At 44.9% G+C, this 22,237-nt stretch carries 16 protein-coding genes; 10 read left to right on the top strand and 6 right to left on the bottom strand.

The features are described from left to right. Positions 1–505 precede the first annotated feature (505 nt). Entirely contained in the window at positions 506–1,897 is a 1,392-nt protein-coding gene (locus QUA03_RS15475) for a malic enzyme-like NAD(P)-binding protein (protein ID WP_333213159.1), read from the top strand. Between the two features lie 121 nt (positions 1,898–2,018). Further along, a complete protein-coding gene (locus QUA03_RS15470; protein WP_333213158.1) occupies positions 2,019–5,861 on the top strand; it encodes a PAS domain S-box protein in 3,843 nt (1,280 codons plus the stop codon). Positions 5,862–5,927: 66 nt separating this feature from the next. Here the strand turns inward: QUA03_RS15470 and QUA03_RS15465 are convergent, their stop codons facing one another. From QUA03_RS15465 to QUA03_RS15445, 5 genes are all read right to left on the bottom strand, one after another. Continuing rightward, complete coding sequence (locus QUA03_RS15465) at positions 5,928–7,316, bottom strand: cytochrome P450 (protein ID WP_333213157.1); 1,389 nt, start codon at positions 7,314–7,316, stop codon at positions 5,928–5,930. A gap of 76 nt (positions 7,317–7,392) precedes the next feature. Further along, entirely contained in the window at positions 7,393–7,911 is a 519-nt protein-coding gene (locus QUA03_RS15460; protein ID WP_333213156.1) for an MAPEG family protein, read from the bottom strand. A gap of 22 nt (positions 7,912–7,933) precedes the next feature. Beyond that, a complete protein-coding gene (locus tag QUA03_RS15455) occupies positions 7,934–8,428 on the bottom strand; it encodes a GNAT family N-acetyltransferase (protein ID WP_333213155.1) in 495 nt (164 codons plus the stop codon). Positions 8,429–8,515: 87 nt separating this feature from the next. Next, positions 8,516–9,112: a tRNA isopentenyl-2-thiomethyl-A-37 hydroxylase MiaE gene (locus QUA03_RS15450; RefSeq protein ID WP_333042132.1), complete on the bottom strand. Its 597-nt coding sequence runs from the start codon at positions 9,110–9,112 to the stop codon at positions 8,516–8,518. Positions 9,113–9,192: 80 nt separating this feature from the next. Further along, positions 9,193–11,373: a tetratricopeptide repeat protein gene (locus tag QUA03_RS15445; RefSeq protein WP_333213154.1), complete on the bottom strand. Its 2,181-nt coding sequence runs from the start codon at positions 11,371–11,373 to the stop codon at positions 9,193–9,195. A gap of 99 nt (positions 11,374–11,472) precedes the next feature. On the opposite strand from QUA03_RS15445, the gene QUA03_RS15440 reads away from it, so the two are divergent. Beyond that, positions 11,473–12,141 carry a glycosyl hydrolase 108 family protein gene (locus QUA03_RS15440; protein WP_333213169.1) on the top strand — a complete coding sequence of 223 codons (669 nt, stop codon included), beginning with the start codon at positions 11,473–11,475 and terminating at the stop codon, positions 12,139–12,141. 474 nt (positions 12,142–12,615) lie between these two features. Then, positions 12,616–13,746 (top strand): serine/threonine-protein kinase, encoded by a 1,131-nt coding sequence (locus QUA03_RS15435; protein WP_333213153.1) that lies wholly within the window; start codon positions 12,616–12,618, stop codon positions 13,744–13,746. Positions 13,747–13,759: 13 nt separating this feature from the next. Here the strand turns inward: QUA03_RS15435 and QUA03_RS15430 are convergent, their stop codons facing one another. Continuing rightward, on the bottom strand, positions 13,760–14,041 hold the full coding sequence (locus tag QUA03_RS15430) for a hypothetical protein (protein ID WP_333213152.1): 282 nt from the start codon (positions 14,039–14,041) through the stop codon (positions 13,760–13,762). A gap of 246 nt (positions 14,042–14,287) precedes the next feature. Between QUA03_RS15430 and QUA03_RS15425 the strand changes: the two genes are divergently transcribed. The 6 genes from QUA03_RS15425 to QUA03_RS15400 form a co-directional block, all read left to right on the top strand. Then, complete coding sequence (locus tag QUA03_RS15425; protein ID WP_333213151.1) at positions 14,288–17,794, top strand: PAS domain S-box protein; 3,507 nt, start codon at positions 14,288–14,290, stop codon at positions 17,792–17,794. A 417-nt stretch (positions 17,795–18,211) separates the two neighbouring features. After that, the gene (locus QUA03_RS15420) at positions 18,212–19,483 is read left to right on the top strand and encodes an FAD-dependent hydroxylase (RefSeq protein ID WP_333213150.1); all 1,272 of its coding nucleotides are present in this window, start codon (positions 18,212–18,214) and stop codon (positions 19,481–19,483) included. A gap of 157 nt (positions 19,484–19,640) precedes the next feature. Beyond that, positions 19,641–19,988: a DUF6972 family protein gene (locus QUA03_RS15415; protein ID WP_333213149.1), complete on the top strand. Its 348-nt coding sequence runs from the start codon at positions 19,641–19,643 to the stop codon at positions 19,986–19,988. Beyond that, the gene (locus tag QUA03_RS15410) at positions 19,963–20,229 is read left to right on the top strand and encodes a hypothetical protein (protein WP_333213148.1); all 267 of its coding nucleotides are present in this window, start codon (positions 19,963–19,965) and stop codon (positions 20,227–20,229) included. Before QUA03_RS15415 ends, QUA03_RS15410 begins: the two co-directional genes overlap by 26 nt. 308 nt (positions 20,230–20,537) lie before the next feature. Next, complete coding sequence (locus QUA03_RS15405; RefSeq protein WP_333213147.1) at positions 20,538–21,215, top strand: DNA-binding response regulator; 678 nt, start codon at positions 20,538–20,540, stop codon at positions 21,213–21,215. 80 nt (positions 21,216–21,295) lie between these two features. Next, a partial coding sequence (locus QUA03_RS15400) for a tetratricopeptide repeat protein (RefSeq protein ID WP_333213146.1) occupies positions 21,296–22,237 on the top strand: 942 nt, incomplete at its 3' end.

Raw genomic sequence — 22,237 nt, 5'->3', positions numbered from 1 at the left:
AATAGATTTTTGCGAAATATCTGCTGAGGTTCAGAATAAGCAGAAATATTCTCAAAAATAGATAATAGTTCCGCAGGTTTACCTCAGAAACCAGGTTTCTACCCCCGCGCTTCATATTCGCGGTTCGCTGGGAAATTGACAGAAAATAGACTGTTTGTAGGAGAGTCAATCAATTTTAGATTTTAGATTTTAGATTTTAGATTGACCCCACGGATAAATGCGGGGGCTTGAGGATTTTTGATTTTTGATTTTGGATTGATTCCACGGATAAATCACGTGGCGGGTACCATCAAGAAATTCCTGGTAACCAGCTAGAAAAAAAGCAAAGCTTTACTGAAAAAAAGAGCTGTTTTCCAGCGCCACCCCTGGCAGTGCAGAGCGATCGTACCACAAGCTCATAGAATTTGTTAAAAATTTCAGTTGAAAATTTGAATTATTAAATTTTATGCCTAACATTGGGGATAAAATCTAAGATTGAAATTCTCAAATCTGAAATCAAGACATCATGGTAAAACTGACACCGAACCCCAGCTTTAGTTTAACAATTCGGGTTGCTCTGCCGAACCAGCCGGGAATGCTGGCAAGAGTCACCAGCGCGATCGCATCTGTCGGCGGCAACTTCGGCCAAATCGACTTGATCGAGCAAACCCGCGCCACTACCGTTCGCGATATCAACGTCGATGCCTCCAGCCTCGAGCACAACGAAGAAATAGTGCAAGCAGTGAAAGGACTGCCAGATATCAGAGTGATCGACGTGTACGATCGCACTTTCAACTTGCACCGCGGCGGAAAAATCAGCGTAGTTAGCAAAATTTCCCTCAAACGCCAGTCAGATTTGGCAATGGCATACACCCCTGGAGTCGGCCGCATCTGCACTGCGATCGCCAATGACCCGCAACAAGTTTATAACCTCACAATCAAACAAAATACTGTTGCCATTGTTACCGACGGTAGCGCAGTTTTGGGACTGGGAAACCTCGGCCCAGCCGCCGCACTGCCAGTCATGGAAGGCAAAGCCATGCTATTTAAAGAATTTGCAGGTATTGACGCCTTTCCTATCTGTTTGAATACCCAAGATACCGAGGAAATTATTCGCACAGTGCAGAATATCGCCCCGGTTTTTGGCGGCGTTAACCTCGAAGATATTTCTTCTCCCCGCTGCTTTGAAATCGAAGCAAGATTGCGGGAAACCTTAGATATTCCGATTTTTCACGACGACCAGCACGGCACTGCGATTGTTAGTTTGGCAGCATTAATTAATGCCTTGAAAATCGTCAAAAAAACCATCGCAGAAGTGTGTATCGTGATTAACGGAGCCGGTGCGGCCGGAGTCGCGATCGCCCGCTTGCTGCGTAAAGCAGGTGCCCAAAACATCATCATGTGTGACTCCAAAGGCGTCCTCTCCCAAGACCGCACGGATATGAACCCAGAAAAACTAGAATTTGCTGTGCCTTCGAGCGGTACTTTGGAAGATGCGATCGCCGGTGCCGATGTATTTTTAGGCGTCAGCGCCCCCGGCGTACTCACCCGATCGATGGTGCGTTCGATGGCCGAAAATCCCATTGTTTTTGCAATGGCTAATCCCATTCCCGAAATTCAGCCAGAATTAATTATGGAAGATGCAGCGATTATAGCAACCGGACGCAGCGATTACCCGAATCAAATTAACAATGTTTTGGCATTTCCAGGGATATTTCGAGGTGCTTTGGACTGCAAAGCAACCACGATTACGCCCAGTATGTATTTGGAAGCAGCTTATGCGATCGCCTCTTTAGTCAGTCCTTCTCAGCTTGACAAAGAACACATTATACCGTCTGTTTTTGACGAAAGAGTTGCCATTGCAGTCGCCGGTGCAGTGCAGTTGGCTGCCCGATCCGAAGGTATTGCCCGCGATTAATAGAAGGAAGAAGGAAGTCTTCCTTCTTCCTTCTTCTCTCTTCCTTAATCAAGGATAAAACTCACAGCAATAAACAAGATAATAAAGATATAATTAAATAAACCAAGTCCAGCTAGGTCAGATGCAAAGCCAGTTAGGAAAAGCCAAGCGCAATCGCTCCTGTTGCCAATTGTTAGAACTGTGCCCGATAGGGCTGGCATTGTGCCGGACGGACGGGACTTTTCTCGACGTAAATCCAGCTTTTGCAAGTATTATCGGCCGCACAGTTGCAGAAACTCTCCACCTCAACTACTGGGAAATTCAGCAAACACAGTGCGCGGGCCCAGAAAAATATCTAGAATGTCAAGCAAAAAATAGCCACACGCACCTGTGCGAAGCAGCATACAAACATAAAAACCAGCATCTCGTACCCGTGCGAGTTTCCGAGCGGGCCATTGAAGCAGAGGGACTGTCCGCGATTTGGCTAAGTGTTGAAGAAATCTTTAATAATCGGGATCAAAATAGCGCTCCGCTGGAATCAGCGTCGCCACACAGCAATTCACATCTAGAAAAATTGCTGACAAAGCAGACTGCCGAACTAGAAAAAACTCAGAAGCTACTCGCAGAAAAAATCTCCGAACTGGAGCAAACTCAAGAAAAATTACGTCTCCAAAGTCAAATTATTGACCAAATTCATGAGGCGGTAATTTCTACAGATATGGACGGCTCGATCACCATTTGGAATCAAGCCTGCCAAAAGTTATACGGCTATCAAGCAACTGAGGCTATCGGACAGCACATTTCTCTAATTTACCCGCCAGAACAGCAAGAATTTTTGTTAGAGCAAGTCATCAAGCCGCTACAAGAAAAAGGCGAGCATGAAATTGAAGTTATAACACACCGTAAATCAGGAGAAAAATTTTCCTCGAACCTGATGCTGTCGCTATTGAAAGACAAAACGGGAGCAGTTGTGGGGATGATGGGATCTTTGACAGATCTGAGCGTTTGCAAAGCTTTAGAACAAGAATTAGCACAGAGACAAGCACTATTTGATGCCTTTTTGAAGGAGGCGCCGGCGGGACTTTGCATTTTGGACTCCCAACTGCAGTATGTGCAAGTTAATCAATTTCTCGCAGAAATAAATTGCCTGAGTCCAGTAGAACACATTGGCAAGACTGTACGCGAAATATTGCCGAATATGGCTCCAATAATAGAGCATTTGTACGCAGAAATTTTGAGGACGAAACAACCCCTAATTAATATCGAGATCAGTGGTGATAATCCAAGAAAGCCGGGGTTTGTCCGACACCTGACAGGCTCTTATTTTCCCTTGCTAGACAAAGATGGCGAGGCGATCGGCATCGGTGCAGTTGTAGTTGACATTAGCGATCGCAAACAAGCAGAAGCTGCGCTGCAAAAAAGCGAACAGCTTTACCGCACTATGGCAAGCAACTTTCCTAACGGTGCGGTGATGTTGTTCGATCCAGAACTGCGCTACACGCTAGTAGAAGGTACAGAATTAGCAGCAGTGGGGCTTGTCAAAGAATTGATGGAAGGCAAGACAATCTGGGAAGTATTCGAGCCAGATGTTTGTACTGATATCGAGCCAACTTATCGGGCGGCACTGGCAGGAGAAACAGTTGTTACAGAATTTTTTTACAGCGATCGCGTTTACCTCGGTTATGCTTTGCCAGTCAGAAACGAACGGCAAGAAATTATCGGCGGATTGCTAATGACTCAAAACATTACCGCTCGCCAATTAGCAGAAGAAGCACTCAGAGAAAGCGAGGAGAAATATAGGTGCATTGTCGAGACAGCGGACGAAGGAATTTGGATCATAGATGCGGAGGGTAAAACTACTTTTGTCAACAAAAAAATGGCCGATCTGCTCTGCTGCAGCCCAGAGGAAATGATCGGGCAGTCGCTATTTGCTTTCATGGATGCAGAAGGCATGGCGATCGCACAAATCAGTCTCGAACGCCGCCGTGAAGGAATTCGCGAACAGCTCGATTTTAAGTTCCGTCGCCGAGACGGGAGGGACTTGTGGGCGATGGTTTCTACTAATTCCTTGGCCGACAAACAGGGACGCTATGTGGGTGCCTTGGCAATGGTTGCTGATATTACCGATCGCAAGCAAACAGAAGCCGCATTGCAGCAGTCGGAAGTCAAATTTCGATCGCTCTACGAATTAACCAGTTTGCCTGTTTTTATGCTATGTGACAATGCCATCACCGATGCTAACACAGCCACCCTAAAACTATTCGGCTGTACTACCCCGCAACAGTTGTACTGCCAAAACCCTGGCACACTCTCACCTCTTTTCCAACCCAACGGCAAAGATTCTTTGAGCATGGCTGACGACATGATAGCGATCGCTTTTGAGCGGGGAAAGCACCGTTTTGATTGGGTTCATCAGCGTTTAGACGGTACTGATTTTCCCGCAGAAGTCGTGCTGACAGTCATCGAGGTGGGAAATGAAAAAATTATCCAAGGAGTGATCCAAGATTTAACAGATCGCAAACTTGCAGAAGAAACATTAGTGCGATCGGAACAAGCCCTTAGACAGCAAGCAAGACGACAACAACTGCTCAATCAAATTGCCAACCAGATTCGCACATCTTTAGATTTAGACACAATTTTAGAAACCGCAGTTCAAAAAATTCGCAATTTGATGCACATAGATTGGTGCCTGTTCACTTGGTATCGCCCAAACCGCAATCCTCCGGTTTGGGAAATAGTTTGCGAAGCGAAGAATGAAGCTTTGCCGAGTTTGCTCGGTACTTATTCTGTAGAGGATCAATCTAGTGTCGCCCTGCCACAGATTTTGCAGCGACACATCCTGCGAATTGATGATGTCAGCACTTTTGAAGATTTAGAAGTGCGCGAAAATTTCCAGGCCTTAAAAATTAACTCAGTGCTGTCGCTGCCAGTTCAAACTGCTTCAGGCGATATTGGGGCAATTACCTGCTATGAGGCTGTGTCCATGCGAAATTGGAGCGACTCTGAAGTCGAACTGATGCAAGCGGTGGTCGCTCAAATTGCGATCGCGATCGACCACGCTGAACTGTACACCCAAACCCGCAAAGCGGCCCGACTAGCTCAAGCTCAAACTCAACAGCTAGAAGAAACTTTGCGCGAACTAAAACGTACCCAAACTCAATTAATTCAAAGTGAAAAAATGTCAAGTTTGGGACAGTTAGTAGCAGGTGTCGCCCACGAAATTAACAACCCAGTTAATTTTATCTACGGCAATCTCAGCTACACCAGCGAGTACACTCAAAACTTGCTAAAAATGCTGCGACTTTACCAGAAAGAATACCCACAGCCTAGCGCAAGAATTGTAGATGCAAGGGATGACTTTGAAATTGATTATCTCATTGAAGATTTACCAAAAATTTTAGCATCTATGAAAGTCGGAGCCGATCGCATCCGCGACATAGTTTTGAGCCTACGAACTTTTTCAAGACTTGACGAAGCCGAAAAAAAACAAGTTGACATTCACGAAGGTATTGAAAGCACGCTGCTAATTTTGCAAAACCGCCTGAAACATAAAGCTGATCACCCGACAATTAATGTGATTAAAGAATACGGTAATTTGCCTTTAGTTGAATGTTATCCCGGTCAGTTAAATCAAGTATTTATGAATTTGTTGAGCAATGCGTTAGACGCATTGGAAATGGAGATGAAGGAATCCAATCGCACCGCCAAAAATCTCGCAATTACGATTCGCACCCAAGTAACCGACAATAACAGCGTTGCCATATGGATAGCTGACAGCGGGCCTGGGATGAGCGAAGATGTCCAGAAGCGCTTGTTTGACCCGTTTTTTACTACTAAACCCATTGGCAAAGGAACTGGCTTAGGGTTGGCCATTTCGCACTCTATTATAGTAGAAAAACACGGCGGCAAGCTTTCTTGCAATTCTGTAGTGGGAGAAGGTTCCGAATTTGCGATCGAGATTCCTCTGCAGCAAAAATTAAATTAAAACCCGTTGTATCGGTATCATATCATATCATATCATATCCCATCGAGCGATGGGATTTGATATGATTCAAATCCGATTCTTTACCGTCAGATGCACACCACCAGCGGGTGCCATTGTCAAACCGCGACGTACTGGCACCACGGGACTATTTTCTGTAAGTTCTAAAGAGTATCGTGACAGCACTTTTGCCAATACTAACTTCATTTCAAACATGGCAAATGCCGCCCCAATACAGCGGCGGTTTCCTCCCCCAAACGGCAAATATTCGTAAGGCGAAAATTGACGTTCGAGAAAACGTTCTGGTTTAAAACAATTTGGTTCCGGGTAAATATCATGACGGTGGTGAACCAAATAAATACAGGAAGAAACTATCATTCCTTTGGGAAGATTATAACCCATTAACTGCATCGGAGCTTGCAGAATGCGCGGAAATGCAAAAAATACGATCGGATAAATCCGCAGCGTTTCGCAACAGACAGCATTCAAATACGGGAGTTTAGTTATTTCCGCCGGATCGGAATTTTTCAAATCAATAGAATTGAGTTCTTGCAGCAGTTTCTCGCGGACTTCTGGGAGGTAGTGAATCCAATACAAAGCCCAGGCTAAAGCTGTGGCTGTAGTTTCGTGTCCTGCGAATAACATCGTCATTAATTCATCCCGCAATTCAACGTCGCTCATCGGCTGTCCTGCTTCGTCACGAGCTGAAATTAACAAGCTCAGGATGTCTTCTCCCAGTGGTTGAGATAGAGTTTTGCGATCGCGTATTTCTTGATAAATCAGTTCATCTAAACGCTGTCTTTGTCGCAGAAATCCTCCCCAAGGACTCCAAGCACCTAAATCTTGTTGTAACGACTTCACAAACAAAAATGTCGCGCTCAAAGGATTGCTAAAAAAATTTAACATCTTAACAAAAAGTTGCTGGATTTGCTGGTAGCGTTCTCCTTCGCTCAGCCCAAACACCGCGTGCAAAATCACTTCCAAGGAAATCTCCTGCATAGTTGATTGCGCGATAACCGAGTTACCTGGAGTCCAATTATTAATTACTTTTTCGGTGGTATTGCGGATGATTTGTCCGTAAGCTTTCATGCGTTCACCGTGAAAAGGTGGCATTAAAAGTTTGCGCTGCTGCAAATGTCGATCGCCATCTAACAACAATAACGAATTGGGGCCTACTAAAGGTAGCGCTATCTGGTTTCCCGTACCGGATTCAAAAAGTTTGGAATCCGCTGTAAAAATTTCTTGAATAGCTTGAGGATTGCTAATAATTACCTGGGGCGGAAAATTGCTGAATTTGCTGGTAAAAATGTCACCGTAGCTTTTATAGTTTCGTTCTAAATAATACAGAGGATTTAAAATCCCCCGCACTGTCTGAACAAATCTATTATCTTTAGGGCCGTCTAAAACTTTGTTGGTCTCATGATTTTGAGATGGAGAGTTGTTGGTGAGGATAGTCATTTGTTTTTCTCCTAATTTTATGGTTTCACAGGACGAATCAAAGCATAAGTCTTATTTCAAAAAAATCTCAAATCCCTCAGCTATTGAAAAATAGTACGGCAATAGTAGGATACAGAGTAACTCCCAGGCCAAAAGCTCGTTCTATCGGCTCTTTGAGATAGCCTATCCAAAACGCCATTCTTCCCAAAACAAACACAATTGCCAAAATTGGCATCAGCTTGATGCTGTAAGTATCTAAAAAGGTAGAAAGGATTAAACTGCCTACAAAAAACAGCACAAATTGCTCTAGAGTGTTGCTCAGACAACGTAAATTAATCCGCATTGCTTCTGATTCGGCATTTGCTAAAGGGTTGATGGCTGGGCTGCTAAATCTACCATTACCAACTGCAACTATGCCGGCAAATAACATCAGTACCGGAAAAATTGGGCAGCGAAGGGCGAAGATTAGGCGCGACTCTGCGCTATGGAAGGGCGGTAGGGGCAGCGCTATCACAAAATAACTAATCAGTACGAAAGTAAGGCAGAAGATTAAGGCAGAAATGCCTCGCCAAACAACTCTTTGCTGTTGTGCATTGAAACTGAGTAAATTAATCATTGTTTACAGAAACCCAACCTTATTATATATTTTGTATACCTAGATATTTTACGTAAACCCGATCGCACCTTGGCGTCTCCACACCAGTTGTCGGTAGATATCCGCTATTTTCGTACATTTTCACAGCTTCTTTGAGAATGCTAGCAGTTTCTATCCAGATTTCCTCAAAGCCACGAGCGATAATTTTACTTTCCAATTCTTTCAGTAAAAATTTCCCCAAACCCTGTCCCCTTGCTGCTGGCAAAATATACATTTTGCGAATTTCCACAGCATGATTTCCGCGCTCAATCGGATAGTAAGCCGCCGTACCCACTATTTTATCCTGCCGTTCAACTACCCAAAATTCGCCGCCTTGATTATGATAATGTAGTTCTACATCATAGACATCTCGATCTGCCCCGTGAGGTTCGCATTTTAAACCGTACTCTGCTAAAACATCCCTAATTAAATAGAACGCCTCAGCGCGATCGCGCGTTTCCCAGGAACGAATTAAAAAATCCAGATGTTGGGTTTTCATGGGTGGTTGCAACTTAATATTTATTTGTTGACTTTAGCAACTGTAAACTTACTAATTTTTTTTACAGTTTTTAAATGCACCTAGCTTTTAACTGTGAATTCTCGGTTCAGGATGAAGACTTGCCAGCAACTCGCTCTCTACTAATGATAATTCCTCCAACCTCTGCATCACAATATCCCGATCGAAATAAGTTGTTGCCAAAATCCAATATACCCCGTAATGGCGCGCTTCCGAAGCCATCAAACTGCGGTAAAACTTAGCTAATTCTGCGTCGGGACAGCGATCGCCCAGCAGCCCCAACCGTTCATGACTGCGCGCTTCTATCAAACCAGAAACTAACAAAGAATCCAAAAGTCTCTCCGGTTCCTGCTTGCGAATTTGGGCGGACAAACCTGCACCGTAGGGAGGTGCGGCCAAAGGGCCCAAAGCGATGCTGCGCTTTTCTAACCGCTGGTTGACTTGCTCGAAATGCTCTAATTCTTCGCGGGCTATCGCCGTTAGCATCCTCACCAATTTTTCCCTTGCTGGGTAGCGAAACATTAAATTTAACGCTACTCCTGCCGCTTTCCGCTCGCAGTGAGAATGGTCTAATAAGATTGTATCCAAATGGGCGATCGCCTGTTGCACCCAAGCTTCCGAAGTCGGCTGTTTCAAAAACTTAATAGTTGGCAGTGTTGAAGTCATTAGTCATTAGTCATTAGTCATTAGTCATTAGTCATTAGTCAGTAGTCAGTAGTCATTAGTCAGCAGTCACTAGCCAGCATTTATCCGATCTTACATAATTTTTCCAAGACCGCATACATATCACCAGCAAACTTTTTCGGATTCCACAGTGGCGACAAATTGGCTGGATCTTTAGATTTCACCAACTGTGCTTTAATTGCATTTCTCAATTCACGATCTTTGCCCAATTTTACACCCACTTCCACATATTCCGACCAAGACAAAGCCACGCCTGTTTCAATTCCCAAAGTCTGCAAAAACGAATAACCCATTCTCGACAAAAATTGCTCTCCTGTGCGAGTCACCACTGGCAAATTAGACCACAAAGCCTCTAAAGTTTGAGTTCCTCCGTTGTAAGGATAAGAATCTAACAAAACATCTGCCAGCAAATAGATAATTCTGTGTTCTTCCTCAGTAGCAAACCTCGGCAAAAACTTAATTCGGTGCTTGCTCACTTTCTCAGCTTCGCAAGCTTGGTGATATGCAGCCTCAAACACGGCAGCATCGCCTAAAGCTTTGTGAATTAAGATACTGTTCGGCACTTCTTTGAGAATCGCAATTTGTGCTTTTACCAACTCGCTATTGAATTTTCTGCCGGGAGCGACGCACAGGTAAACTATCTGATCCAAACCGATTCGATGCGATCTTCTCAATGCAACGGGATCGACTCCATATCTCTGAAAACCCGACACCGCGACAAAGGAATCAGGCATCCTAATTAGCTGCTCGTCATAATATTTTTCCCTGTCTGCAGGGTGCGAGTGCCAGTCTGTAAGAAAGTAATTTTCCGGCGATATGTAAGGGGCGTCAAATCCCAGCCAAGAAACACAAACTGGTGCGGGTTTTTGGTAGAGAATATCAGCGTGAACTGGTACGCTGAGAGAATCTAAATCAACTAAAACGTCCAATTCATCTTGCTGAATTTGGTCGATAATTTCTGCGGAATTGGCAAGTCCGTTCGGGTAGGTGGTCGGAAAAGTGAGTTTTCCCCAAGTTTCAAATTGCTTAGTGAGAGCGTCAGGAATAATTTTTTCCGAAGCGTACAAGTACACATTGGGTGTGATGTCGGACAATTCGCGAATGATGTCCGCGCTGCACCAGCCTACAGAATGGCGGCTAAAGTGATTGGACAAAAAGCCGATTTTTAACTTGCTGGATGGAACCGTTGGTTTGAAGCTGTAATTTGCGGGTTGAGAAAAATTAGGTTTAATACATTGGTCGATATACTTTTGGGCAATTAATCTGTAAAGTTTTGAGTTGGCCGCCAAGTCATCTCGCAAATAGGGCGTGCTGAATAACAAGTTTGCATAAAGCGATTTAATTTCCACCGGGCTAGCGGTTTCTAAGTTTTGCTCTAAGTACGACTCTAGCTCTAAAAATCGATCGCCCGCAATTTGATTTAATCCCGACACTTGATAGGTGCTGATGAAGTAAATCGCGGTCATAATTGGATCGGTTTCTGCACACATTTGGCTGTAGTGGTGCACGGCTTGCCGCGCGGCAGCTAAATCGCTACTATCTCTGAGGATGTCGCACAAATGTTGGTGGGCAGAAATAAAATCGGGTTTAATTTCTAGAGCTTTTTGAAGGTTGGGTATTGCGTCTTTAAATTGACCCTGGTGGCGCAAAACTCGGCCAATTTGACAGTATGCTTCGGCTAAATCGGGTTTGAATGCGATCGCCTGCTGCCATGCAGCCACCGCCTCATCTAACTTCCCTTGCCGTGCTAATGTATCTCCTAAATTTAAGTGAAAATCTACCTGAGCAAGGTGGGGATTGAGTTCGAGAGCTTTTTGCTCGTATGCTACCGCTGCATCCTGCTGCCCCTGCTGCTTCAGTGCCCCTGCCAAATTCCAGTAAGCAGCAGCCAAATTCGGTTTAAGTTCGATCGCCTTTTCGTAATTGACAACCGCCTCCACCAAATGCCCTTGTTTGTAAAGCATACTGCCCAAATTAGCATAAGCCTCAGCAAAATCCGGATTCAGAGCGATCGCCTCGGAATAAAACCGCATCGCTTCCTCAATTTGGCCGCTTGCTTGCTGCACATTGCCCATTGTCACGTAAGCCGCCGCCCAATCCGGTTGCAATTCCAGAGCTCGGCGACAAGCAGCGACGGCTGCTGCTAAATTGCCTTGAGAGTAATAGGTTTCTGCAGCGACTGTCAGCGATGCAGCATCTTCAAACTGAGGTGTTTCGGATTGGTTGCGAAAATCGGAATTCATTTTGCGGCCTATCTGTGCTATCAAGTTAAAGGTTGAATCTATATTATTTTGCAGAGTAGCAGTTTTAGCGGAATTACGGGCGATCGTCACAGAGAATTTATGAGCGACAAGCAAGCGACACAGCGCCAACATAAGATCAAGTGGAAACCAAACCTCCTGCTGGGGATACTCTTGTTAACCTTAGCAATCCCCTTACCCTTTGCCCAAAAGACTTTCGCACAGCAGCAGCAGACAGCCAGCTTTCGGCAGAAATTATTTCAAACTGCTCTTTATTTCACCCTATATTTTGAGGGTGGATTCAGCAATCACCCTGCCGATAAGGGCGGCAGAACTTATCGGGGCGTCTTGCAAACGGAATACAACGCCTACCGCTACAGTCGTGGGCTTCCGCCCCTTGACGTGACGCAGATGTCGGAAGCAGAGCTCCTAGAAATTTATAAATATTACTGGGATTCGAGCCTCTCGGGCACGATGCAGCCGGCTTTGGCGATCGTCATGTTTGACACCGCCGTTAATTTCGGTATTAATAACTCAATTACCTTTCTTCAGCAAGCATTAGGATTGCCACAAACGGGAGTTTTCGACCCGCGCACCAAGGAAGCGCTGAAAGGGGCAAATAACAGAAATACCGCGCTGCAAATGATTAATGAACGAATTATTTACCGCTACAAAAGGGTGCAAGAAGATCCGACTCAGATGGCTTTTTTCCGGGGTTGGCTGAGCCGCGATTACAGTTTGTGGGGCTATGTGAACAAGATTAAGAATTAACAGTTAACTGTTAATAAGCAGGCGCGAATCTAATTTTTACTATCTTGTTCCTTTAAACTATTGTCGGGTGGGCAGGAGCGCCCGCCGGATAATTCCCATCTCAATGCACCACAGCTTATCATGTCGGCTTAAATAACCCTTATATAGCAATCCTTGCAGGAGTCGTAAATTTTTTACTCCACCCCAACCCTCCCCGAACCCGCTGGGAGTCCGTAAGAAATTCACAAATGATGCGAGGATTGCTATATCTCTAAGCTCCTCTCTGAGAAAAATCAGTCTATTCAACTTAACACATCAACCATTTGTCAAGTAAATGAATTTCATATAATTCACAATCTTGATTCATAAAAGTCATATTTATCAAGATATATTTCACCAATCAAAAAACCTAGTAAATTTTAACCCAACCGTCTATAACAGAAATATAAAAACCAAATGTGTTGCTGCTGCACAACTAACTTAAGCCATGAAACTATGACGGTAGAAGAAGCAATAATTTTTTTGGACAATCTGGTATACGAACAAACGGAAAAACACCTGAGTCGGTTGCAACAGTCGATAATTCGAGGCGTTGTAGGGGGTTTGACGTACCAAGAAATTCAGCAAAACGATCCGATCGCCCGCGGGTACACAGTGGGCTACCTGGGGCGGTATGTCGGCTACAACTTGTGGAAAGACCTCACCAAGGTACTGAAGCAAGCAGAAATTATTGGACAAGAAGAAAGAGTAGTCGGAGCAAATCTTTGGGACTGCATCATGAGAGCTGTACAAAAAGGCACACAACCAGCTAATTCTGTCGATCCCATGTTGCAAAAGCTGCTGCGGATGCGTTACCGAATTAGAGAACATTTGGTGAACACCGAGTACAGCGATACCTATCTGGCTGAAGATGAAAATTTGCCCGATCGACCTTTGTGCCTCGTCAAGCGCCTGAAAAGCCAGTCTGAGAGAACCAGCCAGTTATTCGATCGAGAAACGCGGGTTTTATATCGATTGGGCCAACACGATCGGATACCAGAATTGTTAGCTCGTTTTGAAGAAAATGGATATTTTTATTTAGTCTATCAATTCATCGAAGGGCAACCCTTGTATCAAGAACTAATCGAAGGTCAACCCTGGGAAGAGCATCAGGTTATTGCTTTGTTGAAAGATATCTTGGAAGTGCTTGTTTTTGTTCACAAACAAGATGTAATTCACCGCGACGTTCACCCTCAAAACTTAATCAGGCGCACATCTGATAACAAAATGGTATTAATTGATTTTGGGGCCGTTAAAGAAATCAACACTTCACAAAACAGCATCGGTCAAACGAAATCGCGTGGCGGTACTCAGCAAGATTATATTCCCCCGGAACAAGCCATCGGTTCCCCGAAATTGTGCAGCGACATCTATGCTGTCGGGCTTATGGGGATTCAAGCCTTGACAGGAATGCGCCCGAAACAACTCAGAGTTGATAATTTAGGGAATCTCATCTGGCAGAAAAATGCAACTGTCACCCCGGAGTTGGCTTGCGTTTTAGACCAGATGGTGCTGTACGCTTTCCCCCAGCGTTACCCGTCAGCAACCGAAGCTTTGGAAGCACTTCAAAACTTGGGAGTTAGTTGACTGTTGTCAGTTGTCAGTTGACAGTTGACAGTTGACAGTTACCAACTCCGACTTTAATATCCCCTATGATAGTCCCTCTCTGCTGGGACTTTGTTTTTGTAGTAGCGGTTTCAACCGCCGAGTCTTCTCTGTTGTGCCACATTTCCCACAGCCACAGCAGCCGATTTACAATGCGAGTGATCTTGTTGCACAGTGATTCATCCGCTACCATTAGCCCTCGATATACTGAGTAAAAACACTCCGTCTTGCCGATGATTCGGCCGCCAATTTCCGAAATCGAAGGGACAACGAACAAGGAACAAGGAATTTTTTATTAAAATTTACACATAAAAAATTAGTCAATTCTGCCGAATGCCTTCTACATAAGAGCCTTAAACCTTCATTTGACGATCTCTCTAAAGTTAGATAAAATAATTCATATTTTATGATTAGCAGCTTTGAGAAAATCTTAAGCAGCTTTGTATAGTAGGCAACACTATCACTAGAGTGTTTATTGTTACCTTAGATACGTAGAAACTAAATAATTAGAGGGATCGAGAAATTGGAAGTTTTTGAACGAGCACAACAACTGCAAAGGCCCTCAACCCGAATGGCTGCTGTCGAGTCTTTTTCCAAAAAAGCGAGTATTGCATTAATGGCGATCGGCTGTACAGTCCTTTTGGGTTGGATATTCGATCTGCAAATCTTAAAAAGCATTCTGCCCGGACTCGTGACGATGAAAGCCAATACTGCGGTCTGCTTTATTTTGGGCGGGTTTTCTCTATTCATCCAACAGATCCGGCGTGCCAAATTAACAGCAAGAAAGCCTCAAAAAAATTACAAAAATTTAATTTTAGTATCCTCATTTTTAATTATATTAATTAGCCTATTAACCCTAGTTCAATATAGCTTTAATTTAGACTTAGGCATCGACCAACTGCTATTTAAAGAAAGTTACACATTGAGAATCACCGGAACACCAGGACGCATGGCACCGAATACGGCTGGTGCTTTTTTATTGCTGGGAACAGCGTTGCTGCTGCTGTCAGAACGTCGGCCTAAATACCTGCGGATTCAAATCTTAAGCTGTTCAGCATTTTTAATTGCATTTACGGGTTTGATAGGCTATTTCTACGACAAAGCTTTATTTTACCAAATTGGCAAAAATACAGGGATGGCTTTGCACACCTCCGCAGCATTTATGTTGCTGAGCTTTGGCATTTTATTTGCCAGTCCAGAGCGAGGATTGATAGCAGTAATGACGAGCGATCGCGCGGGCGGCATCATGGCGAGGCGCTTGTTGCCACGGGCAATCATTATCCCGCCTTTAGTCGGTTATTTGATCCTATCGGGAGAGCGGTTACAAGCCTACACGCCGGAGGTAGGGATATCGCTGTTAAGCGTATTGAACGTGATTATTTTTACAGTTATGATTTGGCAGAATGCCAAAACTCTCTGCACCGCCGACCGGAAGCGCTATCGAGCGGAACTGGGACTGAGGAAAGCTAAATCTGATTTAGAAAATCAAGTTGAGAAACGGACTCTCCAACTGCAAATCACCAACGAGCAATTGCAGCAGCAAATTTTCGACTCTCAAACAACAAAGCAGGCGCTTCAAAAAAACTACAACCTGTTGATAGCAGTCATCAACAGTACGCCCGCAGCCCTATTTGTCAAAGATACTCAGGGTCGTTACTTAATGCTTAATGCTGCGGGAGCCAGTATAATTGGCAAGTCTGTAGACGACATTATCGGCAAAGATGACAGCGAGTTATTTCCGCCAGAAATTGCGGGCAATATTAGGAAAACTGATCGCCCAACTATGGCAGCGGGAACAACGGAAGCCATCGAAGAAGAGCTGCCAGTTAAAGGAAATTTGCGGACATTTCTTTCTACAAAAAGTGCTTACCGGGACGGACTAGGAAATATTAGCGGTATAGTTACCATCGCGCGGGATATTACTGAAAGCAAAAAAGCCGAAATCGCCAACAGAAGTCTGGCAGCAATTCTGGAAGCAACCCCCGATTTTGTAGGTACTTACAACCTCGAAGGACGCGCCATTTACATTAACAAAGCCGGCAGAAAAATGGTGGGTATAGACGAAAACGAAGATATATCCAAGCGACAAGTTCTAGAATTCACGGCAGCGTCAGACTACAGCACTTTGAAACAAGCGATCGCCACCGCTGTTTCCGAAGGCTTTTGGAGCGGAGAAACAGCCTTCGTGTCAGCATCGGGACTCGAAATTCCCGTCAGCCAAGTCATCATATCCCACTCCTCACCGGACGACAAACTCACATACATTTCGACGATCGCCCGCGACATCAGTGATCGCAAACACGCTGAAAAAGCCCTGCAACTGTCTCAAGCTCGTTTCGCCGGCATTGTAGAAATTGCCGACGACGCGATTATTTCCGTGGATGCTGACCAAAAAATTATCCTGTTCAACCAAGGTGCAGAAAGGATTTTCGGGTGGAGTGCAGCGGAGGCGATCGGGCAATCCCTGAGCCTGCTGTTGCCCGAAGCTTTTGCCACCCCTCAGAGTCACCTCGTCAGCAATTCCGGCGACAACGTTCAACAAGCCCGAACAATGGGCAACCGCAAAGAAATTTTCGCCCGCCGCCGAGACGGTACGGAATTTCCCGCCGAAGCTTCTATTTCCCAACTCGAAGTGGCAGGCGAAATCATATTCACAACTATTTTGCGCGACGTGACAGCCAGCCGAGAAGCGGAAGAATCCGTGCGTCTGAGCGAGGAAAGATATCGATCGCTGGCAATGGCCACCGCACAGATGGTTTGGATGACAGACGCTAACGGAATCGCCGAGAAACCTGAGCCTGATTGGATAGCTTATACGGGCTTGAGTTCTGAAGACAAGGACTTCTGGATAAAATCAGTGCACCCAGAAGATCGCGATCGCACAATACAAGCTTGGATGCGGGCAATAGAAACAAAAAGTCTCTACGAAGTCGAGCATCGGTTGCGGGCTGCAGACGGCAGCTACAGAAACTTCTGGGTGCGGGCCGTCCCCATTTTGGCCGCCGACGGCAGCGTTCGCGAGTGGGTGGGAACTCACACCGACATTAGCGATCGAGTCCAAGTTTTGGAAGCACTCAAGCAGTCCGAGGGACAGTATCGATCGCAAGCAGCCGAGCTCGAAAAAGCTGTCCACGAGTTGCACCAAGCACAAACTCAACTAATTCAAACCGAAAAAATCTCTTCTCTCGGGCAGCTAGTCGCCGGCGTCGCCCACGAAATTAACAATCCGATTAACTTCATTTACGGCAACATCACCCACGCCAGCCAATACGCCGCAGACTTGCTCGGTTTGCTCCATCTTTACCAGGAAAAATACCCAAATCCCGTCCCAGAAATTGTAGAGGCAGCCGAAGATATTGAAGTTGATTACTTAATGGAAGACTTTACGAAGATTTTGGAATCAATGAAAGTAGGAGCCGATCGCATCCGCGACTTAGTTGTATCCTTACGCAACTTTTCCAGACTCGACGAATCGCAGATGAAGCGAGTAGATATTCACGAAGGAATCGAAAGCACTTTGCTAATTTTGCAGCACCGGATCAAAGCTAATGTACTTCGTCCCGCGATTGAGATTATCAAAGAATACGGCAGTTTTCCACCAGTCGAGTGCTATGTAGGTCAGCTCAATCAAGTATTTATGAATCTTTTAGGAAATGCGATCGACGCCCTCGAAGAGTACAACAGTACTCATTCTTCAAAAGAAATATATGCTCACCACAACAGAATTCGGATTAGCACGATTGCCAATTCAGACACAGTAACAATTCGCATTGCCGACAACGGGATGGGAATCCATCAAGAAGTCATTGGCAAATTGTTCGACCCATTTTTTACTACTAAACCCGTCGGCAAAGGTACAGGCTTGGGACTGTCAATCAGCTATCAGATTATAGTTGAAAAGCACCGAGGCAAATTGCAGTGTATTTCCACGCCTGGGGAAGGTGCAGAGTTTGTCATCGAGATTCCCATTTGCCAGGAAGTATCAGCGCTGGCTACCGAAAACACAAAGGAAATGGTCAATCTATTTTAGATTTTAGATTTTAGATTTTAGATTGAAGCATTGACCCCACGGATAAATTCGGGGGTTCCTTTATCGGATACAGGTTTTTTATTTCTGGGTACTGAGTCTGCTTTCGGAATGAATCCGGGGGCTTGTATCCTGGATGCTTTTGGTCATGAGTCATGAGTCATTAGTTTCAGGGCTGACTCATTGGGGGGGCTAGAAACCCGGTTTCTAGGAGTTTTCCGTTTAGTGACGAGAAATATAGGAAGAAACCGGGTTTCTGAGTTAGCGAGTGCATCCAGGACTTGCATTTGGATCTCGTAGTCTGAAAACCTTGATTTTCAGGGATGTCGATAGTCTACTCTTCTCGATCGCCCTAAATCGAAATAATTCTTTACAATAAAAAAGTAACAATCCAATTAACTTTGACAAAATCCCTTGAAAATGCCTGTAAACGAACTTTCTCCCACAACAGCCTCCACGCAAACACCGATACTCGACTTTGACATAGCCATCGTCGGAGGCGGCATAGTCGGGGCCACCTTAGCCAGCGCCTTAAGCGATTCCGGCTTAAAAATAGCAATAATTGAAACCCAACTCCCCGCAGCAGCAGCCTCCAAAAAACAAGCCTATGCAATTACCTTACTATCAGGAATGATTTTAGAAGGCATCGGCGTGTGGCAACAAATCTTGCCGCAAATTACCACCTTCGAGCAAATTAGCCTCTGCGACGGCGACTATCCCGGTGTCGTCGAATTCCACCGCCCGGATTTGGGAAATACTGGCAAATTGCCTGTACCAAAATCAGCTTTAGGTTACGTTGGCGAGCACCGAGTCCTGCTGTCAGCTTTGCACGAATGTTTGGCAAAAAACCCGAATTTTAGTTGGGTTTGTCCGGCGGAAGTAGTGGAGGTAAAATATTTAACCGATTGCGCGGAAATAGAAGTCAAACAAAACGGCGAAACTCGGACAATTCGCACCAAATTATTAGTCGCCGCCGACGGTTCGCGATCGCGCATCCGCACCGAAGCCAACATCAGCACTCGCGGCTGGAAATACTGGCAATCCTGCGTTGCTATCACTATTAAAGCAGAAAAACCGCACAATGATATCGCTTTTGAGCGCTTTTGGCCGAGCGGCCCGATGGGAGTTTTACCATTACCTGGGAACCGCTGTCAAGTAGTTTGGACAGCACCGCACGCGGAAGCAAAAGCTTTGCAGCAAATGGATAAAACAGAGTTTTTGACTTTGTTGGAACAGCGCACGGGCGGGCTTTTGGGGCGTTTGGAATTGGAGAGCGATCGCTTTTTGTTTCCGGTGCAGTTAATGCAGAGCGATCGCTACGTTTTGCCCAGATTAGCACTAATTGGCGACGCCGCCCACTGCTGCCATCCCGTGGGCGGCCAGGGATTAAATATGGGTATTCGAGACGCAGGGGCGATCGCCCAAATCTTGCAGCAAGCGCACCAAAAAGGCGAAGACATCGGCGATTTGCGAGTATTGAAAGGGTATCACAACTGGCGGAAAAAAGAGAATTTAATCGTGTTAGGATTTACCGATTTTCTAGACAGATTATTTTCTAATACTTGGCTGCCAATTGTAGCATTTCGCCGCTTTGGATTGTGGTGTTTACGGACAATTCCCCCAGTGAGGTTTTTAGCCTTGCGCTTGATGACAGGCTTGATGGGGCGGCCGCCGGAATTAGCGCAAAATTAGGTTTTTACACCCGCCCACCATCAAAGAAACCGGGTTGTTTCCAAATCTTTGCACTGTCACCAAGTCTGTCGCAAAAACCCGGTTTCTGGCCACCCGTGGTTCCAAGACTAAACTAAATTCATCGATGAATGGTATATAATTAAGATAGAATAGAGTTATGAGTGGAATTGACCATGAAATTACTCTAGAAACTCGAACCAGTCTCATTGATAAACATCTCCCCGGAACCCAAAAAGCCCAAAGTGAATTTGAAAGCGAAGGAATCGTCCATCTCTTTAATGATAGAGAAACAATGGAAAGAGTGGCCGCAGAAATTAAGCTAAGAGGGGAACGCACAGGAGAGGACGATGTAGAGGACAATTATGAACGCTATGGATTGTACTTTTCAGAACCAATTGGTTATATACTGAAAGCAGACGGTACTCGGCTACCACTAAATTACGGTGAAATAAAGATTAAAAAAACTACAGGTAAATACCATGTCATACCTCGCACAAGCTACTAAAATTAGTCAAGAATCAGAGCAAGAGACTGAGTGGGAGTTTGCGGAAATCTGGGCGGATACTCTGATATCTCCTCCTTATATCCTGATGTTAGTAAAGGAAATTTCAGGAAAATTTTGCGTCCATAACCCGGCACAAAACTATAAAGTTATCTTTACCACTGACAATTACGAATCTGCTAAAATGTGGCTACTAGAGGATGAATATGAGCGTTTGAATAGTCGGATTTTACACGAAGTATAAAGTAAAGTTGTATCACCCACATCCGCCAAGGGTTGAAACCCCTGGCTAATAGCGAAATTCGGTTGAAACCGACTGAAAATTCGAGATAAAAATGAAAAACTCTTTAGTCCTCTTCAGAGGACTTTCGCTATGAGACAGGGGTTTCAACCCCTGGCGGACTATCGGGCTAACCGAGGTTTCTGGGCGATCGCACCATCAAAGAAACCGGGTTTTTTCCTCAATCTTTGCAATGTTAGGAAGTTGGTCGCAAAAACGCGGTACAATGATCGACTCAGATCAAACCCAGCCCTGACGGCAATAGAAAAACCATGCAGCCCGAACAAGAACAAGAAATTCTCAACCTGCGCGATCGCCAATTAACGCCCAAACAAATTGCCCGGAAGTTAGGATTGAAAGCATCCGAAGTCAGTACCTTTATTCAAGCTCATGCAGAACAAACAGCCCTCGCTAGCGCCGAAAAAGGAGAGTTATTGCCCGTTGCTCAATGTCTCGTGGATGTAAATTTTGCGAAGGTATTGTTGGGGAATGAAACCTCTGAAACGAGCGGTTTGGGTTTAGTGGTGGTTACCCGTTCCAAGGGATACAATCGTTTTGTTGCAGCCTCTTATTTGATCGACTACTGGTGTTTGGGAGTTAAGGATACCATGTCGCCACGTAACTTCAACGATAGCCAATATAAAAATTTCGTTCAGCTTTGTTACTCGCAGTTTATGCAAGAGTACGAGGAGATTAGTTTAGAGCAAGCACAAGCCCTGGTTTGGGGTGCGATCGCCTATGCCAAAACATTAGGCTTTGAACCGCATCGCGATTTCGAGCAGTCGAAGGCTCATTTAGGAGAATCAACCAGCGAAATTGGCTTGAAATTCGGTCGCAATGGAAAACCTTGTTATATTGAAGGGCCTCACGATAATACAAGGAAAATTATCAATACGCTTAAAAACTCTGTGGGAGACGGTAATTTCGATTACTTGTTCGGGATGGGGTAGAAATTGATACGGGGGAGCGTCAACCGCCAAACCACCAATCGTGATAAAATAAACATCGGTGTTACTGACAACTCCCCACAATGGAAGAAACCCGCGCCCAAGCTTATCTGCAATTGATTGAGACACTCCTGAATTGCCCCAACGGTGAGGAACCGCAGATTTTACAGGCTAACTTAGAATTGGTAGATTCGGGGTTTCTGCAATTTTGCGAGGTAGTAGCAGAAAACCTGGCAGAGGAAGGAGAGGAAAATTACGCTAATTTTTTACGGAATTTGGCCAGTCAGCTAGGGCAATTCTTGGGGATGAATGATGAGGGAGATAGCGATCGCTCTGAAGGTGAAAATCCCCAAGAGTATGAAAAGTTTATCCGAGAATTATTGCAAGCAGAAGCAGATAGCAAGCTCAATATTAAAGTAATTTATTCCATGCTCGCTCAACGGCAACATCTCCTCAATGACCGTTTTGCCGAGATTTTACAGCAAGTGACCCAGAATTTAATTGTCGAACATCCAGAAGCAATTGAGTCAATTCTTCCCTACATTGCAAATTTGAGTATTGATATTAGTGAATTTCCTCTGGGGAAAAGAGCGAATAATATTGAAATTGCAATTACTGGTTATCAAATAGTTTTAAAGAATTCGGAACCGGGAAGCGAAAATTGGGCAGCGACGCAAAATAATCTGGCAACAGCCTACGCTAAGAGAATCAGGGGAGAGAAAGCTCAGAATATCGAACAGGCGATGGCATCTTACAACAAGGCATTATCCGTCTACACCCGCGATGCTTTTCCTCAAGATTGGGCTATGACGCAAAATAATCTGGGAGAAGCCTACTATTCCAGGATCAGGGGAGAGAAAGCTCAGAATATCGAAGTTGCGATCGCATCATATACTGGTGCATTATCCGTCTACACCCGCGATGCCTTTCCCGAAAATTGGGCCCTGACGCAAAATAATCTGGCAATTGCCTACCGTAACAGAATCAGGGGAGAGAAAGCTCAGAATATCGAACGGGCGATCGAA

The sequence above is a fragment of the Microcoleus sp. S36b_A4 genome, from assembly GCF_036700645.1.
GTDB lineage: Bacteria > Cyanobacteriota > Cyanobacteriia > Cyanobacteriales > Microcoleaceae > Microcoleus.
This window is presented reverse-complemented; position numbering and strand designations above follow the sequence as displayed.

Excerpts from the sequence above, each read along its gene's own strand:
- QUA03_RS15475 (WP_333213159.1), top strand. The coding sequence starts at position 506 with ATGGTAAAACTGACACCGAACCCCAGCTTTAGTTTAACAATTCGGGTT.
- QUA03_RS15470 (WP_333213158.1), top strand. The coding sequence starts at position 2,019 with ATGCAAAGCCAGTTAGGAAAAGCCAAGCGCAATCGCTCCTGTTGCCAA.
- QUA03_RS15465 (WP_333213157.1), bottom strand. The coding sequence starts at position 7,316 with ATGACTATCCTCACCAACAACTCTCCATCTCAAAATCATGAGACCAAC.
- QUA03_RS15460 (WP_333213156.1), bottom strand. The coding sequence starts at position 7,911 with ATGATTAATTTACTCAGTTTCAATGCACAACAGCAAAGAGTTGTTTGG.
- QUA03_RS15455 (WP_333213155.1), bottom strand. The coding sequence starts at position 8,428 with ATGAAAACCCAACATCTGGATTTTTTAATTCGTTCCTGGGAAACGCGC.
- QUA03_RS15450 (WP_333042132.1), bottom strand. The coding sequence starts at position 9,112 with ATGACTTCAACACTGCCAACTATTAAGTTTTTGAAACAGCCGACTTCG.
- QUA03_RS15445 (WP_333213154.1), bottom strand. The coding sequence starts at position 11,373 with ATGAATTCCGATTTTCGCAACCAATCCGAAACACCTCAGTTTGAAGAT.
- QUA03_RS15440 (WP_333213169.1), top strand. The coding sequence starts at position 11,473 with ATGAGCGACAAGCAAGCGACACAGCGCCAACATAAGATCAAGTGGAAA.
- QUA03_RS15435 (WP_333213153.1), top strand. The coding sequence starts at position 12,616 with ATGACGGTAGAAGAAGCAATAATTTTTTTGGACAATCTGGTATACGAA.
- QUA03_RS15420 (WP_333213150.1), top strand. The coding sequence starts at position 18,212 with ATGCCTGTAAACGAACTTTCTCCCACAACAGCCTCCACGCAAACACCG.
- QUA03_RS15415 (WP_333213149.1), top strand. The coding sequence starts at position 19,641 with ATGAGTGGAATTGACCATGAAATTACTCTAGAAACTCGAACCAGTCTC.
- QUA03_RS15410 (WP_333213148.1), top strand. The coding sequence starts at position 19,963 with ATGTCATACCTCGCACAAGCTACTAAAATTAGTCAAGAATCAGAGCAA.
- QUA03_RS15405 (WP_333213147.1), top strand. The coding sequence starts at position 20,538 with ATGCAGCCCGAACAAGAACAAGAAATTCTCAACCTGCGCGATCGCCAA.